This is a genomic window from Kribbella sp. NPDC003505 (assembly GCF_040610875.1).
Taxonomy (GTDB): Bacteria; Actinomycetota; Actinomycetes; order Propionibacteriales; family Kribbellaceae; genus Kribbella.
Genome location: NZ_JBEXNA010000003.1, coordinates 67,349 through 82,976, shown reverse-complemented (window position 1 = coordinate 82,976; position 15,628 = coordinate 67,349). Strand labels below are relative to the sequence as shown.

The 15,628-nt window shown below is 69.3% G+C and carries 14 protein-coding genes; 7 read left to right on the top strand and 7 right to left on the bottom strand.

Features of this window, described 5'->3' with window-relative positions; genetic code table 11:
• The first annotated feature begins 10 nt into the window (after positions 1 to 10).
• The gene (locus ABZX12_RS09440) at positions 11 to 880 is read left to right on the top strand and encodes a DMT family transporter (RefSeq protein WP_355691460.1); all 870 of its coding nucleotides are present in this window, start codon (positions 11 to 13) and stop codon (positions 878 to 880) included.
• Here the strand turns inward: ABZX12_RS09440 and ABZX12_RS09435 are convergent, their stop codons facing one another.
• Complete coding sequence (locus tag ABZX12_RS09435) at positions 881 to 2,263, bottom strand: ricin-type beta-trefoil lectin domain protein (protein WP_355691458.1); 1,383 nt, start codon at positions 2,261 to 2,263, stop codon at positions 881 to 883.
• A 31-nt stretch (positions 2,264 to 2,294) separates the two neighbouring features.
• Complete coding sequence (locus ABZX12_RS09430; protein ID WP_355691456.1) at positions 2,295 to 3,398, bottom strand: crosslink repair DNA glycosylase YcaQ family protein; 1,104 nt, start codon at positions 3,396 to 3,398, stop codon at positions 2,295 to 2,297.
• Between the two features lie 148 nt (positions 3,399 to 3,546).
• Between ABZX12_RS09430 and ABZX12_RS09425 the strand changes: the two genes are divergently transcribed.
• A complete protein-coding gene (locus tag ABZX12_RS09425; protein WP_355691454.1) occupies positions 3,547 to 4,359 on the top strand; it encodes a hypothetical protein in 813 nt (270 codons plus the stop codon).
• Positions 4,360 to 4,476: 117 nt separating this feature from the next.
• A complete protein-coding gene (locus ABZX12_RS09420) occupies positions 4,477 to 4,746 on the top strand; it encodes a hypothetical protein (RefSeq protein WP_355691452.1) in 270 nt (89 codons plus the stop codon).
• Between the two features lie 19 nt (positions 4,747 to 4,765).
• On the opposite strand, the gene ABZX12_RS09415 is transcribed toward ABZX12_RS09420, so the two are convergent.
• The 5 genes from ABZX12_RS09415 to ABZX12_RS09395 form a co-directional block, all read right to left on the bottom strand.
• Entirely contained in the window at positions 4,766 to 7,135 is a 2,370-nt protein-coding gene (locus tag ABZX12_RS09415; protein WP_355691451.1) for a glycoside hydrolase family 65 protein, read from the bottom strand.
• Positions 7,132 to 7,887: a beta-phosphoglucomutase family hydrolase gene (locus ABZX12_RS09410; protein WP_355691450.1), complete on the bottom strand. Its 756-nt coding sequence runs from the start codon at positions 7,885 to 7,887 to the stop codon at positions 7,132 to 7,134. The genes ABZX12_RS09415 and ABZX12_RS09410 overlap by 4 nt, the downstream gene beginning before the upstream one ends.
• A 10-nt stretch (positions 7,888 to 7,897) precedes the next feature.
• Positions 7,898 to 8,884 (bottom strand): RNA polymerase subunit sigma-70, encoded by a 987-nt coding sequence (locus ABZX12_RS09405; protein WP_355691448.1) that lies wholly within the window; start codon positions 8,882 to 8,884, stop codon positions 7,898 to 7,900.
• Positions 8,881 to 9,306, bottom strand: a complete 426-nt coding sequence (locus ABZX12_RS09400; RefSeq protein WP_355691446.1) for a glyoxalase superfamily protein — start codon at positions 9,304 to 9,306, stop codon at positions 8,881 to 8,883. Before ABZX12_RS09400 ends, ABZX12_RS09405 begins: the two co-directional genes overlap by 4 nt.
• A gap of 95 nt (positions 9,307 to 9,401) precedes the next feature.
• On the bottom strand, positions 9,402 to 10,406 hold the full coding sequence (locus ABZX12_RS09395; RefSeq protein WP_355691444.1) for an acetylxylan esterase: 1,005 nt from the start codon (positions 10,404 to 10,406) through the stop codon (positions 9,402 to 9,404).
• Positions 10,407 to 10,491: 85 nt separating this feature from the next.
• On the opposite strand from ABZX12_RS09395, the gene ABZX12_RS09390 reads away from it, so the two are divergent.
• The 4 genes from ABZX12_RS09390 to ABZX12_RS09375 all read left to right on the top strand — a co-directional run bounded on the left by ABZX12_RS09390 (position 10,492) and on the right by ABZX12_RS09375 (position 15,627).
• Positions 10,492 to 12,030, top strand: a complete 1,539-nt coding sequence (locus tag ABZX12_RS09390; protein ID WP_355691442.1) for a sulfatase — start codon at positions 10,492 to 10,494, stop codon at positions 12,028 to 12,030.
• 81 nt (positions 12,031 to 12,111) lie between these two features.
• Positions 12,112 to 12,999: a hypothetical protein gene (locus tag ABZX12_RS09385; RefSeq protein WP_355691440.1), complete on the top strand. Its 888-nt coding sequence runs from the start codon at positions 12,112 to 12,114 to the stop codon at positions 12,997 to 12,999.
• 9 nt (positions 13,000 to 13,008) lie between these two features.
• Positions 13,009 to 13,908, top strand: a complete 900-nt coding sequence (locus ABZX12_RS09380; protein ID WP_355691438.1) for a hypothetical protein — start codon at positions 13,009 to 13,011, stop codon at positions 13,906 to 13,908.
• A gap of 78 nt (positions 13,909 to 13,986) precedes the next feature.
• Complete coding sequence (locus tag ABZX12_RS09375) at positions 13,987 to 15,627, top strand: MOSC and FAD-binding oxidoreductase domain-containing protein (protein WP_355691436.1); 1,641 nt, start codon at positions 13,987 to 13,989, stop codon at positions 15,625 to 15,627.
• Position 15,628 lies beyond the last annotated feature (1 nt).

Genomic DNA, 15,628 nt, shown 5'->3' with positions numbered 1-15,628 from the left:
GGTTGATCTCGTGCCCGGAACCCGCCGTACCGATCTCGTCCTGCTGCTCGTCGCCGTGGTCTGGGGATCGAGCTACCTCGCAGCCAAGACCGCGACCGGCAGCGCGCCGGTGCTGACCGTGCTCTTCCTGCGGTACGGGATCTCTGCTCTCGCCCTCGTGCCGCTGGCCCGCGGCATCAACCGGCGGGAGCTGAAGGCCGGGTTCGTCCTCGGCCTGACGCAGGCAGCGGTCCTCGTGCTGGAGACGTACGGCGTCACGCACACCAGCGCGGCGAACGCCGGGCTGATCATCAGCCTCACGCTGGTCCTCACGCCGCTGCTCGATCGTCGCGGTCTACCGCCGCGCTTCTACCTCGCGGCCGGCCTCTGCGTCGTCGCTGTCGGCCTGCTGACGTCCGCCCACGGCCTGCACGCGCCCGGCGTCGGCGATCTGCTCATGCTCGCCGCCGCCGTCGTCCGCGCGGGCCACGTCGCGCTCGTCGGCCGCCTGTCCACCGGGCTGCGTCCGCTGCAATTGACGACGGTCCAAACCCTCGTCGGTACGGCCTTGTTCGCAATCCCCGCCGTACCGCACCTGCCCACGCACGCCGGTGCTAGTACCTGGCTGCAGATGATCTATCTCGCCTTGTTCTGCAGCGTGTTCGCCTTCCTGGCCCAGACCTGGGCGATCCAGCGCACCTCGGCCAGCCGCGCCAGTCTGCTGCTCGGCACCGAACCGATCTGGGCAGTTGCCATCGGCATCGGCCTGGGCGACGAACACCTCGCCGCCCCGGCCGTTCTCGGCGCCGTCCTGATGCTCACCGGCACCACCTGGGGCCAATCCATCGAACGGGCCCACCGCGAGTCGCGGCCCCAGCCGGTGCCGGTCACCCAGGGTTGATCAGCTGCGCGTCCATTTCTGATCGGCCGAACCGTTGCAGGGGGCAACGACAACGGCTGCTCCGTTGCCGGTGCCGTTGGCGGTCAGACAGCCGGTTGTCGACGTGACGGTCTGGTCGGCGTTCAGCTGCCAGACCTGGTTGTCGCCGCCGGTGCAGTTCTCGATGGTCACCGAGGCGGAGCCCGCGGTCATGCACTTGTCGGCGTACACCGTCAGCTGGTTCGAGGCGGTGAGGTTCCACGACTGGTTGCCGCCGTTGTTGCAGTCCCACAGGTCGAGCGCCGTACCGGGACTGGTCGAGAAGCCCGGCACGTCGACGCAGCGGTTGCTGGCGACACCGCGCAGCGGCTCACCAGGCGGGGCCGGCGGCTCGCTGTTCGTCGGCTCGCTCTTGAGCAGACCCCATCCCCACCACAGCTGGTCGCGTCCGCTGATGCTGTTGACCTGGAGGTCGGCCGGCCCGACCTGCGTGGTCATCGAGTACGAGTCGCCGGTGCGCAGACCGGGCCAGTACACGATGCCCATGTCGTTCTCACGCGCGACCTGCGTCAGCGCGGCGAGGTACGACGTGTACACGTTTCCCTCGTGGTTGCCGTAGTTCAGGCCGATCGTCATCGGCGAACCGGCCTCGTCGATGATCGTCCGCCGGCCGTACGAACCGATCCGCGGCCGCAGGTTCGCCAGCCACGCCGCCTCGGTCGTGTCGGAGGCCCAGAAGCCGTAGAAGTGCAGCGAGAGCAGCGTCCCGTCCAGCTCCGGCGCCGCGCCGACGCCGGTCACGTTGTCGTTGTAGCCGGTGCCGGAGATCACGATCCGCCCGCGCGGAACGTCGCTGTGCCGCGCGATCCAGGCCGACGTCAGCGACACCCACTCGGGCAGCGAGTACCCGAACGGCTCGTTCATCGGCTCGAAGTACACGCGCGGGTTCTTCCCGTACGCCTTCACCACCGTGTCCCACATCGCCGTGTAGGCCGCCGGGTCGTCGACCCGTCCGTCCTTGGCGTTGTCGGCCTCCCAGTAGCTCAGGATCACCTTGAACCCACTGGCCACCGACGCGTCGATCGCCCCGCGGTAGGCACGCCACCAGTCGGTGCCCACACTCGAGGGATTGATCGGCAGCCGGATCGTGTTCGCCTTCAGCTCCTTGCGGAACTCCCCCACGATCCCGAGCGCCTTGCGGTACGTCGCCGGGTAGTCGTCGGCCGTGCTCAGGCCGGACGGGACGACCTCGTCGTCGGCGTAGTTGTCGCGCGGATCGGCCCAGTTGACGCCGCGGAAGTCGTTCGTTCCCGGCGGGCTCGCGGCGACGGTTCCGGGAACCGCTGCGGCGAGCGCGAAACAGCACAGCAGGACGGCGAGGAGACTGCGGACGGTTGATCTCACGCCGCGATGTTTACGTAAACAGAGCGGGTCGTCAAGAGCTCGTCACGAGTTCGAGGCGCAGCCACGCGGCCAGGTCGCGGATCTCCCGGTGCACCGCGGCGGTCACCGTCTTCGAGAACGGCTCGTCCTCGTGGATCGCGTCCACGCGGAACACCCCGGCCTTCCGGTCGGACGCCGCGTCGAGCTTCCCGACCAGCCGGTCGTTGTGCAGGATCGGCAGCGCGAAGTACCCCCACCGGCGCTTCGCGACCGGCTTGTACATCTCCAGCTGGTAGTCGAAGTCGAAGATCTCCAGCAGCCGCTTCCGGTCGTACACCAGGCGGTCCAGCGGCGACAGGAGCGCTGTCCGCCCGCTGAACGGCCGGTCGAGCAGCTCCGGGTCGACCCGCCACTCGCCGCGGACGCCGTCCACCACGGCCGGCTCCCCCACCTGGCCGGCGTCGAGCGGCTCCCCCGGGCAGGCAGGTCCTTTCGAGCGCAGCAGTCCCATCGACCGCAGCCGCTGCTGATGCCGGATCGTGACCGCGTCGGCGAGCGGCACGACCGGATCGTCCGGGTAGACGCGGGAGGCGAGGTCCCACAGCCGGTCCCGGCCGTCCCGGCCCGCGATCGCCACCTCGCCGCGCTGCACCATGAACTCCAGCATCTGCGACACGTTGCGATTGTTGGTCCACCCACTCGATCGCCACGGCCGCACACAGGTGTCCGGCAGCTCACGCATGGTCAGTGGACCGTCCTGCCGGAGCCGCTCGAGGATGTCGACCCGGCAGCCTTCGTTCGCCCGGACCCAGTCCTGCCGGTACTGCTGCCAGTCGAGCGGCTCCCCGTCGCTCGGCCAGGCCGCCATCTCGGCCCGGAACAGCGCCATCGTCTCCGGCAACCGCGCGAACCCGCGGAACTGCACGAGCTCCAGCGACGCCAGCGCGTCGGCCAGCTCGGTCGGGTCGTACGACGAACCGAGGCGGCTCCAGGCCACGAGGTCGGCGTTCGGCGCGACATACGCGGTCTGGTCGAGTTGCACCACGGTCAGCCCGCGCACGACCTCGAACAGGTCGGCCGGCCGCTCCTTGGTGAGCAGCTGGGCACGCACGGCCAGCCGCCGTGCATCGCGCTTCGACAACTGGTGAACGACCACGAACTGAGGCTAAGGCACCGCACGGACAGTATGGTGGAAGGGAGATTCTGAGGAGTAGCCGAGCGGGTGGGGACCTGGTGCTCGGAGTTTTCAGGGGGTCATCGTGGCGTTACTGGAGCGGGCATTCCTGCCCTGTGCGGTGTCGTTTGTGTCGATCATGTCGTTGCTGCTCGTCGCCGGCTGCTCGTCCGACGGAGGGACGAGTGTGCCGCCCGAGATGTCGCCGAGCCCGTCGGTCGCCGTGCCGCGCACGCAGGCGGCGCTCAAGCCGGCGACCGACTGCACCCGGTCCACCGAGAAGCTTCCGACCGAGTCAGAGACCGACGGCGTGCAGCTGACGGTCCGCACCGATCCGAGCCGCACCTCGTTGCTGATGAAGAACACCGGCAGCCTGTCGGTCGTCGTCATCCCCGACCCGAACTTCACCACCCGCCTGGTCGCGGCGCCGCACGCGAACCCGAAGGACCCGGCCTCGCGGGCCGCCCTGATCGCGGTCAACAACAGCGGCGCGAAGGTGGCGGACATCCCGCCGTACGTGCCGCAGACGCAGGTCGTCACACTGCCGCCCAAGTGGGCGCTCTGTGCGCTCACCGACAACGTCAAGGAGTCCGCGTCCGTCCGCTACCTCCAGGACCGGCAGTCCAGCGCCGAGTACTTCGTCACGAAGGCACTCGCCGACCAACTGCTCACCACCAACAGTTCGGCCCGGACCCAGCCGACTCTGGTGCGGTGCGCGAAGAGCACCCTGGGCGTGCTCAAGACCCATCCGGAGATGTCCGATATCGAGCTGTACGTCGAGATCCTGAGCTCCCGCTCCGCCTGCCGGACCGGCTACAAGGCACTGCTGCGCGGTGACGCGAACGCGACCGAGCAACTCGAGGCCACGGTCATCGGACGGCTCGGCGGCGCTCCCCGGCTGCTCGCGAACAGCAGGCTGTACAGCGTCACGACGCGTCCCTGAACCGCCGAGCCCGGCCAGGGTCGGGTCCGGGTCCGGTCAGGGACAACTCCCCTGCCGCGGGGCGCCCCGCGGCAGCAGACTGGAGTCCTACCGTTCGACTCTCGGAGGACATCTGCCATGATCGGCTTCATCATCGCCGGACTCATCATCGGAGCGCTGGCCCGGCTGTTCACGCCCGGCAAGCAGAAGCTCGGCCTGCTCGCCACGCTGCTGCTCGGGCTGGCCGGTTCGGTGATCGGCGGGACCATCGCGAGCATTTTCGGCACCGGCGGCATCTTCGAGCTGAACGCGCTCGGTTTCATCGTCGCGGTGATCTCCTCGGTGCTGCTCGTCGGCACCGCCGAGACGCTGTCGGCCCGCCACCACAACCGCGCCATCAAGCACTGACCGACCCGGAGCGCCGGCTTCAGCTCTCCTCGTTGATCGCCATCGCCGGCCGCGGAGCGCGGCCCGGCGGCTGTGGCGGCCGGGGCAGCAACGGCCGGCGCTTCTCCAGGGTCCGGATCACCGGCTGCTTCGCGGTGACCGTGATCAGCTCACCGGCGTGCCGCAACGTCATCGACGCGTCCGGCCCGTCGTGCACCGAGTACTTCACCGAGAGCGGCTCGATCTCCACCCGCAGTCGCACCCCGCGCCAGCGGACGGCGAAACTCAATCCGGCCAGGCCGACCGGCAGCGCGGGATCGAAGCACAAGCAGCCGTCCCACTCGCGCAATCCACCGAACCCGGCGACCAGCGCACTCCAGGCACCGCCGAGTGACGCCATGTGCAGGCCGTCGCCGGTGTTGTGGTGCAGGTTGCGCATGTCGATCAGGGCAGCTTCGTACGCGTAGTCGTAGGCCAGGTCCAGGTGCCCGACCTCGGCGGCCATCACGGCCTGCACGCACGCCGACAACGACGAGTCCCGCACGGTGAGCCGCTCGTAGTAGTCGAAGTTCCGCGCCTTCTCCTCGGCGGTGAAGGCGTCGCCGCACCAGTACGTCGCGAGCATCAGATCGGCCTGTTTGACCACCTGGGTGCGGTACAGCTGGAAGTACGGCGCGTGCAGCAGCAGCGGATACCTGTCCTTGTAGGCCTCGAAGTCCCAGACGGCATATCCGGTGAAGCCTTCGGACTGAGGATGCACGCCGAGGTCCTCGTCGTACGGGACGTAGACGGCGGCCGCGGCGTCCCGCCAGGTCGCCTCCTCCTCGCTGTCGACCCCGAACTCACGCGCCCTGGCCGGCACCTTCGCGGCGATCTCGGCCGCGGAGCGCAGGTTGCGGGCCGCCATCAGGTTGGTGAAGACGTTGTCGTCGGCAACAGCGCTGTACTCGTCGGGGCCGGTCACTCCGGGCAGGTGCCAGCGCCCTTCGCGGTCGTGGTGGCCGAGCGACATCCACAACCGGGCGGTCTCGACCAGCAGCTCGAGCCCGACCTCGTCGAGGAAGTCGTCGTCGCCGGTGGCCCGGTAGTACCGCATGACGGCCTCGGCGATGTCGGCGTTGATATGGAACGCCGCCGTCCCCGCCGGCCAGTAGCCGGAGCATTCCTGGCCGCGGATCGTCCGCCACGGGAACGCGGCCCCGCGGAACCCGAGCTCCGCGGCGCGTTGCTTCGCCATCTCCAGCGTGGAATGGCGCCAGCGCAGCGCGTCCGCGGCGGCGTCCGGCATCGTGTAGGTCAGCACCGGCAGCACGAAGCCCTCGGTGTCCCAGAACGTGTGTCCGTCGTACCCGGCGCCGGTCAGTCCCTTCGACGGGATCGCCCGCCGCTCGGCGCGCGCGCCGGCCTGCAGTATGTGGAACAGCGCGAACCGGACCGCCTGCTGCAACTCCGGATGCCCTTGCACCTCCACGTCGGCGCCGTCCCAGAAGTCGTCCAGGAACTCGGCCTGCTGCCCGGTCAGGCCGTCCCAGCCGGAGAACCGGGCGCTCGCGAGCGCGGCCGCGACCTGGTCCCGGATGGCGGTCTCGGACCGCAGGCTGGACCAGCCGTACGCCAAGTACTTCACGACGCGCAGGCTCTCGCCCGGCTGCAGCTGGCAGATCACCGTGGTCCGCGCCCAGTCCTCGCGCACGTCCTGGTCCATCGCGTAGCGGACCGAGGTGTCCACCTCGTGCGCCATCGCCGCGGCCATCAGCTGCTGGCTGCGGGTCGTGCGGTGGATCAGGACGGTCCCGTGCTCGCCGCCGTCGTGGCTGACCGGCTTCAGCGGGTTGTCCAGGACGGCGGCCACCCGCGGATCGTCGGACAGCTTCGGCTGCGCCTCGTTCGCCACGAGCTCGGACTGGATCACGAACCGGGCCGGCTGGTCGACAGGCTCGACGACGTACTCGATCGCGGCCACCGCGCGCTGGGTGAGCGACACGAGCCGGCGGCTGCGGACCTTGATCCGCTTGCCGCCCGGTGACGTCCAGTCCACGTCCCGCTCGAGGATGCCGGTGCGGAAGTCCAGCGAGCGCTCGTGCTTGGACAGGTAGCCGTACCGGATGTCGAACGGCGAGTCGTCGACGAGCAGCCGGATCAGCTTGCCGTTGGTGACGTCCACGAGGGTCTGCCCGGACTCCGGGTACCCGTAGCCGGCCTCGGCGTACGGCAGCGGGCGCTGCTCGTAGAACGAGTTCAGGTACGTGCCGGGGATCGCATACGGCTCGCCCTCGTCGAGGTTGCCGCGCAGGCCGATGTGCCCGTTCGACAGGGCGAACAAGGACTCCGCCTGCGCCAGCTTGTCGAGCGCGAGTCGCGTCTCGCGCAGCCGCCACGGCTCGATCGGATGGTGGCCCCGGTCGATCATTCGCCCTCCACCTCCGGCCGCAGCAGGTCGGCCAGGTCGCGGACCACGACGTCGGCGCCGTGCGACTTCAGCTCGGCCGCCTGGCCGACGCGATCCACTCCGATCACCCGCCCGAAGTGGCCCGAACGGCCGGCGGACACACCCGCCAGCGCGTCCTCGAAGACCGCCGCCGCGGACGGGTCGAGGCCGAAGCCCTTGGCCGCGGCGAGGAACGTGTCGGGCGCCGGCTTGCCCTTCAGGCCCTCGGTCCGGATCGTCACACCGTCGACGATCTGCTCGACGAACCGCGCCAGGCCGGTGACCTCCAGCACCTGGCGGGTGTTCGCACTCGACGACACCACGGCGCGGCGGAGCCCGGCCTGCTCGACCGCCTCCAGATACTTCCGGGAGCCTTCGAACACGTGCACGCCGTCGGTGCGGATCCGTCGCTGCACCGCCTCGTTCTTCCGGTTGCCGAGGCCGTTGACGGTCATCGCGGACGGCGGATCCCCGGCCGTGCCTTCCGGCAAGGTGATGCCGCGCGAGGTCAGGAAGTCGCGGACGCCGTCGGGCCGCGGCTTGCCGTCGACATACGCGTCGTACTCCGCGCGGGCGTCGAAGGGCACGAAGGCGATCCCGTGCTGCGCCGCATAGTCGCGGAGGAACTCGTCGAACATCTCTTTCCACGCGGCAGCATGAACGGCGGCGGTGTCGGTGAGCACACCATCCAGGTCGAACAGGCAGGCCCGGATCCCCGCAGGTAGTCCCAGCATGCTCACCACATTAGCGGTCCGGGGACCACTGGTCGGGGAGGCCGAAGCCCGGGAAGCGGGACGCACCGAACGTGGTGATCTCCACGATCTTGCCGTGGTCGACCCATAGCACGTCGAGCTTGAAGGCCCGCCAGATCGAATCGCCCGGTCGCTTCAGGTACGTCGCCGCGGCGGGCAGCCGGTTCGCCGAGGTCGGCACGAGTCGCCAGTCGCCGTCGCGGTCCGGCCCGAAGGCCCGCTGGAACAGCGGCAGGCAGGCACGCAGCCCGGTGAACGACAGCCGGTCGGGCGGCATCGAGACCCGCAGGTCCTCGCCGGCGATCGCGATCGCCGCCTCGGCGTCACAGCGCTCGTGGGCGTCGATGAAGCGCGCCAGCACCGCTCGCTCCTCCGCGGTCGGCCGCGGCGCGGACCAGTCGGCGCGGTGCTCGGGCAGCCGCTGCTGCATCGTCGCCCGCGCCCGCTGCAACGCGCTGTTGGCCGCCGCCACGCTCGTCTCCAGCAATTTGGCCGTGTCGGCCGCCGACCAGCCGAGCACGTCGCGGGCGATCAGCGCGGCGCGTTGCCGGGCCGGCAGCGCCTGCAGCGCGATCAGGAAGGTGAGCTCGATCGTCTCCCGGTCCACCACGACGGCGTCCGGCTGATCGGCCGGCGGCGCGATCTCGTCGAGCAGCCGATCAGGATACGGCTGCAGCCAGACCAACTCTCCCGGCGAGTCCGTCGCTGCGGACAGCGGGCGCCGGCTGCGCTGACGGGTGAGGTCGAGACAGACGTTGGTGGCGATCCGGTACAGCCAGGCGCGGAAGAAGGTGCGCCCGTCGTACTGATCGCGGCCGCGCCAGGCCCGCAGCAACGTCTCCTGGACGGCGTCCTCGGCGTCGTCGAACGAGGCCAGCATCCGGTAACAGTGCACGTGCAGCTCGCGGCGATGCCGGCCCGCGAGGTCGGCGAACGCGGTCTCGTCACCCGCGAACGCCGCCTCCTCGAGAGTCGTCACGAGGCGGTCCTTCCCACCTCCTGGACCGTCCAGCCGTTGCCGTCCGGGTCCTCGAAAGACAGGAAGGTCTCGTAGTCACCGCGCGCCGGCGCGAGACCGGGACGCTTCCCCTCGGGGGTGAAGTGGAAAGGCTCGCTCACTTCGACCCCGCGGCCGGCCAGCTCGGCGTGCGCGGCCTCGATGTCGTTCACCACCAGGTGGGTGCCCTGGTAGCTGCCCGGCGGCGCGGTGGTCAGGCCGGTCCCGATCGTGATCGAGCACGCCGACCCGGGCGGTGTCAGCTGCACGACCCGGAACGAGTCGCCCGCCCGATGGTCGACGTCCTCGGCGAACCCCAACTGCTCGGTGTAGAACTTCTTCGCCCGGTCCACGTCCGTCACCGGCACGATCACGAGCTCGAGTTTCCAGTCCATCTGCGTCATCTCGGGGCCTCCGCGGTCAGGTCGGTCCCAGTCTGACCGACGTTAGATGACCGTGTAACGACGCCCCGACCGAAAACTCATCGGTCGATCGATGACTACTGTCCGGACGCCTCGAAGACCTTCGCGAACCAGTCCAGCTGCGCGAGCTGCTGGTACGTCTGGCCGCCCTCGTGCTCGTTGTAGTGGTACACCTCGATGTCCTTCTGCTCGCTGCCGGTGGCGCCGTAGTGGTTGAAGGCGGCGAACACCGTCGAGGGCGGGCAGATCGGGTCCATCAGCGCGACCGAGAACAGCGCCGGCGCCGTGGCGAGCCGGCCGAGGTTGACGCCGTCGAAGTAGCCGAGCGTGGTGAGCGCCGCGTCGACGTCCTGGCGGAACCCCTTCAGGTACCGCGTGATCTCGCCGTACGGGTCCTTGTCGGTGATCTGCAGCGCCCGCTGGAAGTGGCACAGGAACGGTACGTCGGGGGCACAGCCGAGCAGCTCGATCCCCGCGATCGGCGCCAGGCCGGCCGCCGCGATCGCGATGCCGCCGCCCTGGCTGCCGCCGGTGACGACCATCCGGTCCGGGTCCACCAGCGGCGACGTCCGGGCCGCGTCGAGCGCCCGCACCGCGTCGATGAAGACCCGGCGGTAGTAGTACGTCTCCGGATCCGTGATTCCCAGCGTCATGAACCCGGGCGTGTGGTTCAGACCGGCGTACGGCGTGGCGTCCGGCGTCCCGTCGACGCCGCCGGCGCTGTACCCCTGGCCGCGGGTGTCCATCACGAAGTGGGCGTAGCCGGCCTGCGCCCACAGCGTCGTGGCGTGTGGGAAGCCCCGGCCTCCGGAGTACCCGTGGTACTGCACGACGGTCGGCAACGGACCGGTCGCGCCGGCCGGGACATGCAGCCAGCCCTTCACCGGGGAGCCGTCGAAACCGGCATAGGTGACGTCGTAGGTGTCGATCACCGCGAGCTTGTTGTCGATCAGGGTGAACGTGGCGGACAGGTCTTCGGTGCGCGCCTTCTCGATCGAGCGGCGCCAGAAGTCGACCAGGTCGGCGGGCGCGGCCACCTCGGGCCGGTACTCGCGGAGCTTGTCGAGGGAAAGGTCGAACATGGCCATAACCGGCAAACCTACGCCCACCGGCGGTCCGGCGGTAAGCGATGTCCAAATCCGGCCGCGGGTGACCTAGGGTGAGGTGATGCCGACTCCGAACATCGTCTTCGTGATGTCCGACGACCACGCCGCGCACGCGATCTCGGCGTACGGCAACGACACGCGGAGCAAGATCAACAGCACGCCGCACCTGGACCGGCTGGCCCGCGACGGGGTGCGGATGGACGCGACGTACTGCACGAACTCGATCTGCTCCCCCTCGCGGGCCTCGATCCTGACCGGGACGTACAGCCACGTGAACGGCGTCGCCTCGATCTTCACCGAGATCGACTACCGGGTGCCGACGTTCGCCGAGGTGCTGCAGGGCGCCGGCTACCAGACGGCGCTGTTCGGCAAGTGGCACCTCGGCGAGCGGCCGGAATCCGCGCCGCGGCACTTCGACGACTGGCGCGTCTTCCCCGGTCAAGGCGACTACGTCGACCCGCTGATGATCGGGCCGGACGGCGCGGCGACCGTGCCCGGGTATGCGACGGACATCGTCACGGACCAGAGCATCGACTGGATCCGCCGGCGGGACCCGGACCGCCCGTTCCTGCTGCTCGTGCACCACAAGGCGCCGCACCGGCCGTGGGTGCCGGACGAGAGGCACAAGCACCTCTACCCGGCCGGTTCGATCCCGGAGCCGAGCACGCTGTTCGACGACCACCGCACCCGCAGCCAGGCGGTCCGCGGCGTCCGCATGTCCGTCGCGGACGACCTGGGCGCGGACGAGCTCGGCGAGGAGCTGCCGGACGAGCTGCGCGGCCCGGACAACCGGGAGGCGCGCATGCGGTGGAAGTACCAGCGCTACCTGCGCGACTACCTGCAGTGCGTCCAGTCCGTCGACGACAACGTCGGGCGGCTGCTCGACGTCCTCGACGAGGAGGGCGTCGGCGCCGACACGGTCGTCGTCTACACGTCCGACCAGGGGTTCTTCCTCGGCGACCACGGCTGGTTCGACAAGCGGCTGATGTTCGACGAGTCGCTGCAGATGCCGATGATGATCCGCTGGCCGTCCGTGATCCCGGCCGGTGGCACCTGCGACGCGATGGTCACCAACGTGGACTTCGCGGCGACCTTCCTCGACATGGCAGGGCTGGACGCGGCGTCGGCCCTGCCCACGTCACAAGGCCGGAGCTTCCTGCCGGTCCTGCGTGGTGAGCAGGTCCCGGACTGGCCGACGGCGATCTACTACCGGTATTGGGAGCACGACGACCCGTACCACCACGCCCCCGCGCACTACGGGATCCGCACGAAGGACTTCAAACTCATCCACTACTACGGCGCCGGCCTCGGTGTACCGGGCTCGTCGGAGCGTCTGTTCGAGTCAGAGTGGGAGCTGTACGACCTGCAGAAGGACCCGGAGGAGCTGGTCAACGTCGCCGAGGACCCGGCCTACACCGAGACCCGCGCTGCGCTGACCGCCGAACTGGCGGAACTCCAAAGGCACTACGCCGACCTGCCGTACGACGGCCCGTCGACACCGGCACCGAGGTGGTCGTGGGCAGACGAGACATCACTGGAGCATGCAGCCGAGCACAGGCGACGCGTGGAACAGGACCCGGAGACCAACAGGTCCCACTGACTCGGGACCTTCGGCCCTCTACACCCCCGTTCTGGTCCAGGACGGTTGACCCAGGGGCAACCAGGGGGGTGGTGGAGGAACATGTCGAGAAAAGTGCAACTTCTCGGGGCGCTCGCCGCGGCGAGTCTGGCATTCGGAGCCGTGACAATCCAGCCGGCGTCGGCCACGGCATCGGCCGTCTGCTCGGTGGGAGTCGGTGCGGTCAGTGGTAGCGGCGAGTACGGCTGGTCCGTGTTCTCGACCGTGCCGCCGACCCGCTCGCTGGGACTGTGGATCAACAACCCGTATCCGGGGACTGCCCGGCTGAGCGGCCCGATAATGTCCTCGAAGAACGGTGAGGGCAACTACGACGTCGGCGGGCTCGTCGTCCTGGGCGACACGCTGTACAACAGCTATTCGATCGTCACCGCGGACGGCGAGATTCTGGCTCAGGCGCTGCCGCGGATCGGCGGCGGCTGGAGCAGCTTCATCTCGCTCAACCGTTCCACCTACTCATCGCCGCCGGTGCGACGGGGCGCCGTCTACGGGCTGCGTCGCGACGGCGTGCTGTTCCGGTGGAACGCCGCCAACTGGGGTCAGAAGACGTCGTACCCGGGATTCTCCGCGGTCAAGTCGATGGCACTGATCAGTGCGACCGCGACGTACGACACCTTCCTGGCCAACACCCGGGGCGGTGCGCTGTACACGATCCACATTCCGGTGACGTCGCCCATGAAGCCGGTCGTCAAGCTGGTCCGCCGGTCGGGCTGGCAAGGTTTCGAGGCGATGCTCGCGCAGAAGTGCGGCATCTACGGAACGCTCGTGATCGGGATCGACACCGACACCCACGCCGGATACCTGTACGCCGTCGGGCACGCCGGCGGAACGTCGACCGTCATCGAGCCGCGTGGCAAGGTCCCTGGATCGTTCGGCTCCGGCGTGTACTTCCGGTGGATCTCGCAGCCCGAACCACCGCCGTTCGGTGAATAGGGGGCCGAGATGAGAATCCGCGCCACTGCGCTGATGGCGGCGATCGGGCTGGCCGGCAGCCTGCTCGCCTGGCCGGCCGATGCGGCGCCGAACCGCGCGACGGTGACCTGTTCGGTCACGGCCGGCTCGGTCACGAGCAACGGTGACCACCGTGCCCAGGTCGTCACAAGCACTGTGCCGCCTACGCTGACGAGAGACTCGAAGGTCGCGCTGGAGGTCTTCGCGCCCGGTCTGGTCGGGCTCAGCAGCTCCCTGCGCGCCGAACCGGACCCAGGCGGTTCCCGGGTGTCCGGCTACGTCGTGATCGACTCAGGGCTGTACCTCACCCGATACCACGCCGGCTTGACCGCCGAGGTCCATCACGCGGAGCTGACCCGGATCGGCGGCGGCTGGCGGGACTTCGTCGCCGTCGAGCAGTCCGTGTCCTCCGAGGACGCTCCCTGGCGGATGAACACCTACGGGCTGCGCTCCGACGGTGTCCTGTTCCGGTGGACCGTCGACCCGAACGGCGTCTGGCGCGGCAAGACGTCGTACCCGGGCTTCGCGGCGGTGAAGGCGATGGCGCTGATCAGCAAGACGCGGACCTACGACACCTTCCTGGCCACCACTCGCGGCGGTGCGCTCTACACGATCCACATCCCGACCGGCACACCGATGAAACCGGTCGTGAAGCTCGTCCGGCGCGCGACCTGGCAGGGCTTCGAGTCACTGGTCGCGACCAACTGCGGCAGTTACGGCACACTGCTGCTCGGAATCGACAAGGCGACCGGCACGGGCTACCTGTACGCCGTTGGGCACGCCAATGGCCTGGCCACGATCATCCTGCCGCGCGGCAAGGTCCCGGCCACCTTCGGCGACCCGGTCGACTTCCGCTGGTTCCTCCCGATCGACCGCCTCTTCGGCGAATGAAGTCAGCCCGGGGAGTGCCCGGGCTGCGGGGGCGCGAGATGATGTCGGCGGTGACCTCTCGGTGGAGGAGCTGTCCGGATGAGTGAAGCGACTGTGGTGTCGGTGAACGTCGGTCTGCCGAAGGACGTCGAGTGGAACGGGAAGACCGTCTACACCGGCGTGTGGAAGCGGCCGGTCGACGGGCCGGTGATGGTCCGTCGGCTGAACCTGGACGGCGACGGCCAGGGCGACTTGGCCGGCCACGGTGGCGAGCAGCGCGCGGTGCTGGTGTACCAGCTGGAGTCCTACCGCTACTGGGCGCAGCACTTCGGACGCGACGATTTCGGCTACGGACAGTTCGGCGAGAACCTGACCGTCGACGGGCTGCCCGACGACGAGGTCTGTATCGGCGACCGGTACCGGATCGGCGGCGCCGAGCTGGAGGTCACCCAGCCGCGGGTGACCTGTTACCGGGTCGGGCTGCGGATGGGTGAGCCGGAGCTGCCGGCGTTGCTGGTCAGCCACCACCGGCCGGGGTTCTACTGCCGGGTGATCACCGAAGGCGAGATCGCGGCCGGTGATCCGATCGTCAAGACGGCTACCGGCCCGGGCGCCCTGAGCGTCTCCGACACGGATGCCCTGCTGTACCTGCCCGACCGCGACATCGAGAAGCTACGGATCGCCGTGCGCATCCCGGCGATGAGCCCGGGGTGGCAAGGCTCATTCCACGAGCTTCTGGACAAGGAGGACGCGCCAGGTCCTGCCTGGGACGGCTTCCGGCAGCTGCGCGTCACGGAGGTCGTTGCCGAGGCCAGGGACGTGTTCTCGATCAAGCTCGCTGCGCCCGACGGCGGTGAGCTGCCGGCGGCTCAGGCGGGTCAGTACCTGACGTTCCGGCTGCCGGCGGCTGTGCGCAGCTACTCGCTCTCCACCTCGCCCGGCTACCGCGTGAGCGTCAAGCAGGAGCCGCACGGGGTCGGCAGCGCCTACATGGCTCAGCTGTCGTCCGGCAGTCTGCTGGAAGTCGCGGCGGCACGCGGTGAGTTTCTGCTCGAAGACGGCACCGGACCGGTGCTACTGATCTCCGCGGGGATCGGAGTGACGCCTGTCCTCGCGATGCTCCACAGCCTGGCAGGGAGTACTCGCGAGGTGTGGTGGATCCATGCCGCGCGCGGACCGACGGAGCACGCGTTCGCCGCGGAGGCACACGACTTGCTCGCCCAGCTCCCGAACGCTCACGAGCACATCTACTACAGCTCCGTCGATGGCCGACTGACCAAGGACAAGCTGCTCGAGCTGGACCTGCCGCCAGATGCAACGGCGTACCTCTGCGGTCCTGAGAGCTTCATGGCGGATATGCAGGCAGCGCTGACCGCAGTAGGGGTAACTCGGGTCCGTACGGAGCTGTTCGGCGCGTTGGCATCGCTGAACCCCGGTGTCGTCGGCCAGACGCTCAGGCCGCCGCATCAGCCGGACGGTGCCGCCGGCAACGGGCCGCTGGTGACATTTGCCCGCAGCGGGATCTCGACAGCCATGCGCGACGGCACCCTGCTCGAGCTGGCCGAAGCCTGTGACGTGCCGGCGCGGTGGAGCTGCCGCACCGGCGTCTGCCACAACTGCATCACCCCGGTGCTGTCCGGCGACCTCACGTACTCCCCCACCCCACTCGAACCGCCTCCGAGCGGGCAGGCGCTTCTCTGCTGCTCCCGCCCGGCGACAGACCTCATCCTGGATATGTAGC

Excerpts from the sequence above, each read along its gene's own strand:
- ABZX12_RS09420 (WP_355691452.1), top strand. The coding sequence starts at position 4,477 with ATGATCGGCTTCATCATCGCCGGACTCATCATCGGAGCGCTGGCCCGG.
- ABZX12_RS09415 (WP_355691451.1), bottom strand. The coding sequence starts at position 7,135 with ATGATCGACCGGGGCCACCATCCGATCGAGCCGTGGCGGCTGCGCGAG.
- ABZX12_RS09410 (WP_355691450.1), bottom strand. The coding sequence starts at position 7,887 with ATGCTGGGACTACCTGCGGGGATCCGGGCCTGCCTGTTCGACCTGGAT.
- ABZX12_RS09400 (WP_355691446.1), bottom strand. The coding sequence starts at position 9,306 with ATGACGCAGATGGACTGGAAACTCGAGCTCGTGATCGTGCCGGTGACG.
- ABZX12_RS09395 (WP_355691444.1), bottom strand. The coding sequence starts at position 10,406 with ATGTTCGACCTTTCCCTCGACAAGCTCCGCGAGTACCGGCCCGAGGTG.
- ABZX12_RS09390 (WP_355691442.1), top strand. The coding sequence starts at position 10,492 with ATGCCGACTCCGAACATCGTCTTCGTGATGTCCGACGACCACGCCGCG.
- ABZX12_RS09385 (WP_355691440.1), top strand. The coding sequence starts at position 12,112 with ATGTCGAGAAAAGTGCAACTTCTCGGGGCGCTCGCCGCGGCGAGTCTG.
- ABZX12_RS09380 (WP_355691438.1), top strand. The coding sequence starts at position 13,009 with ATGAGAATCCGCGCCACTGCGCTGATGGCGGCGATCGGGCTGGCCGGC.
- ABZX12_RS09375 (WP_355691436.1), top strand. The coding sequence starts at position 13,987 with ATGAGTGAAGCGACTGTGGTGTCGGTGAACGTCGGTCTGCCGAAGGAC.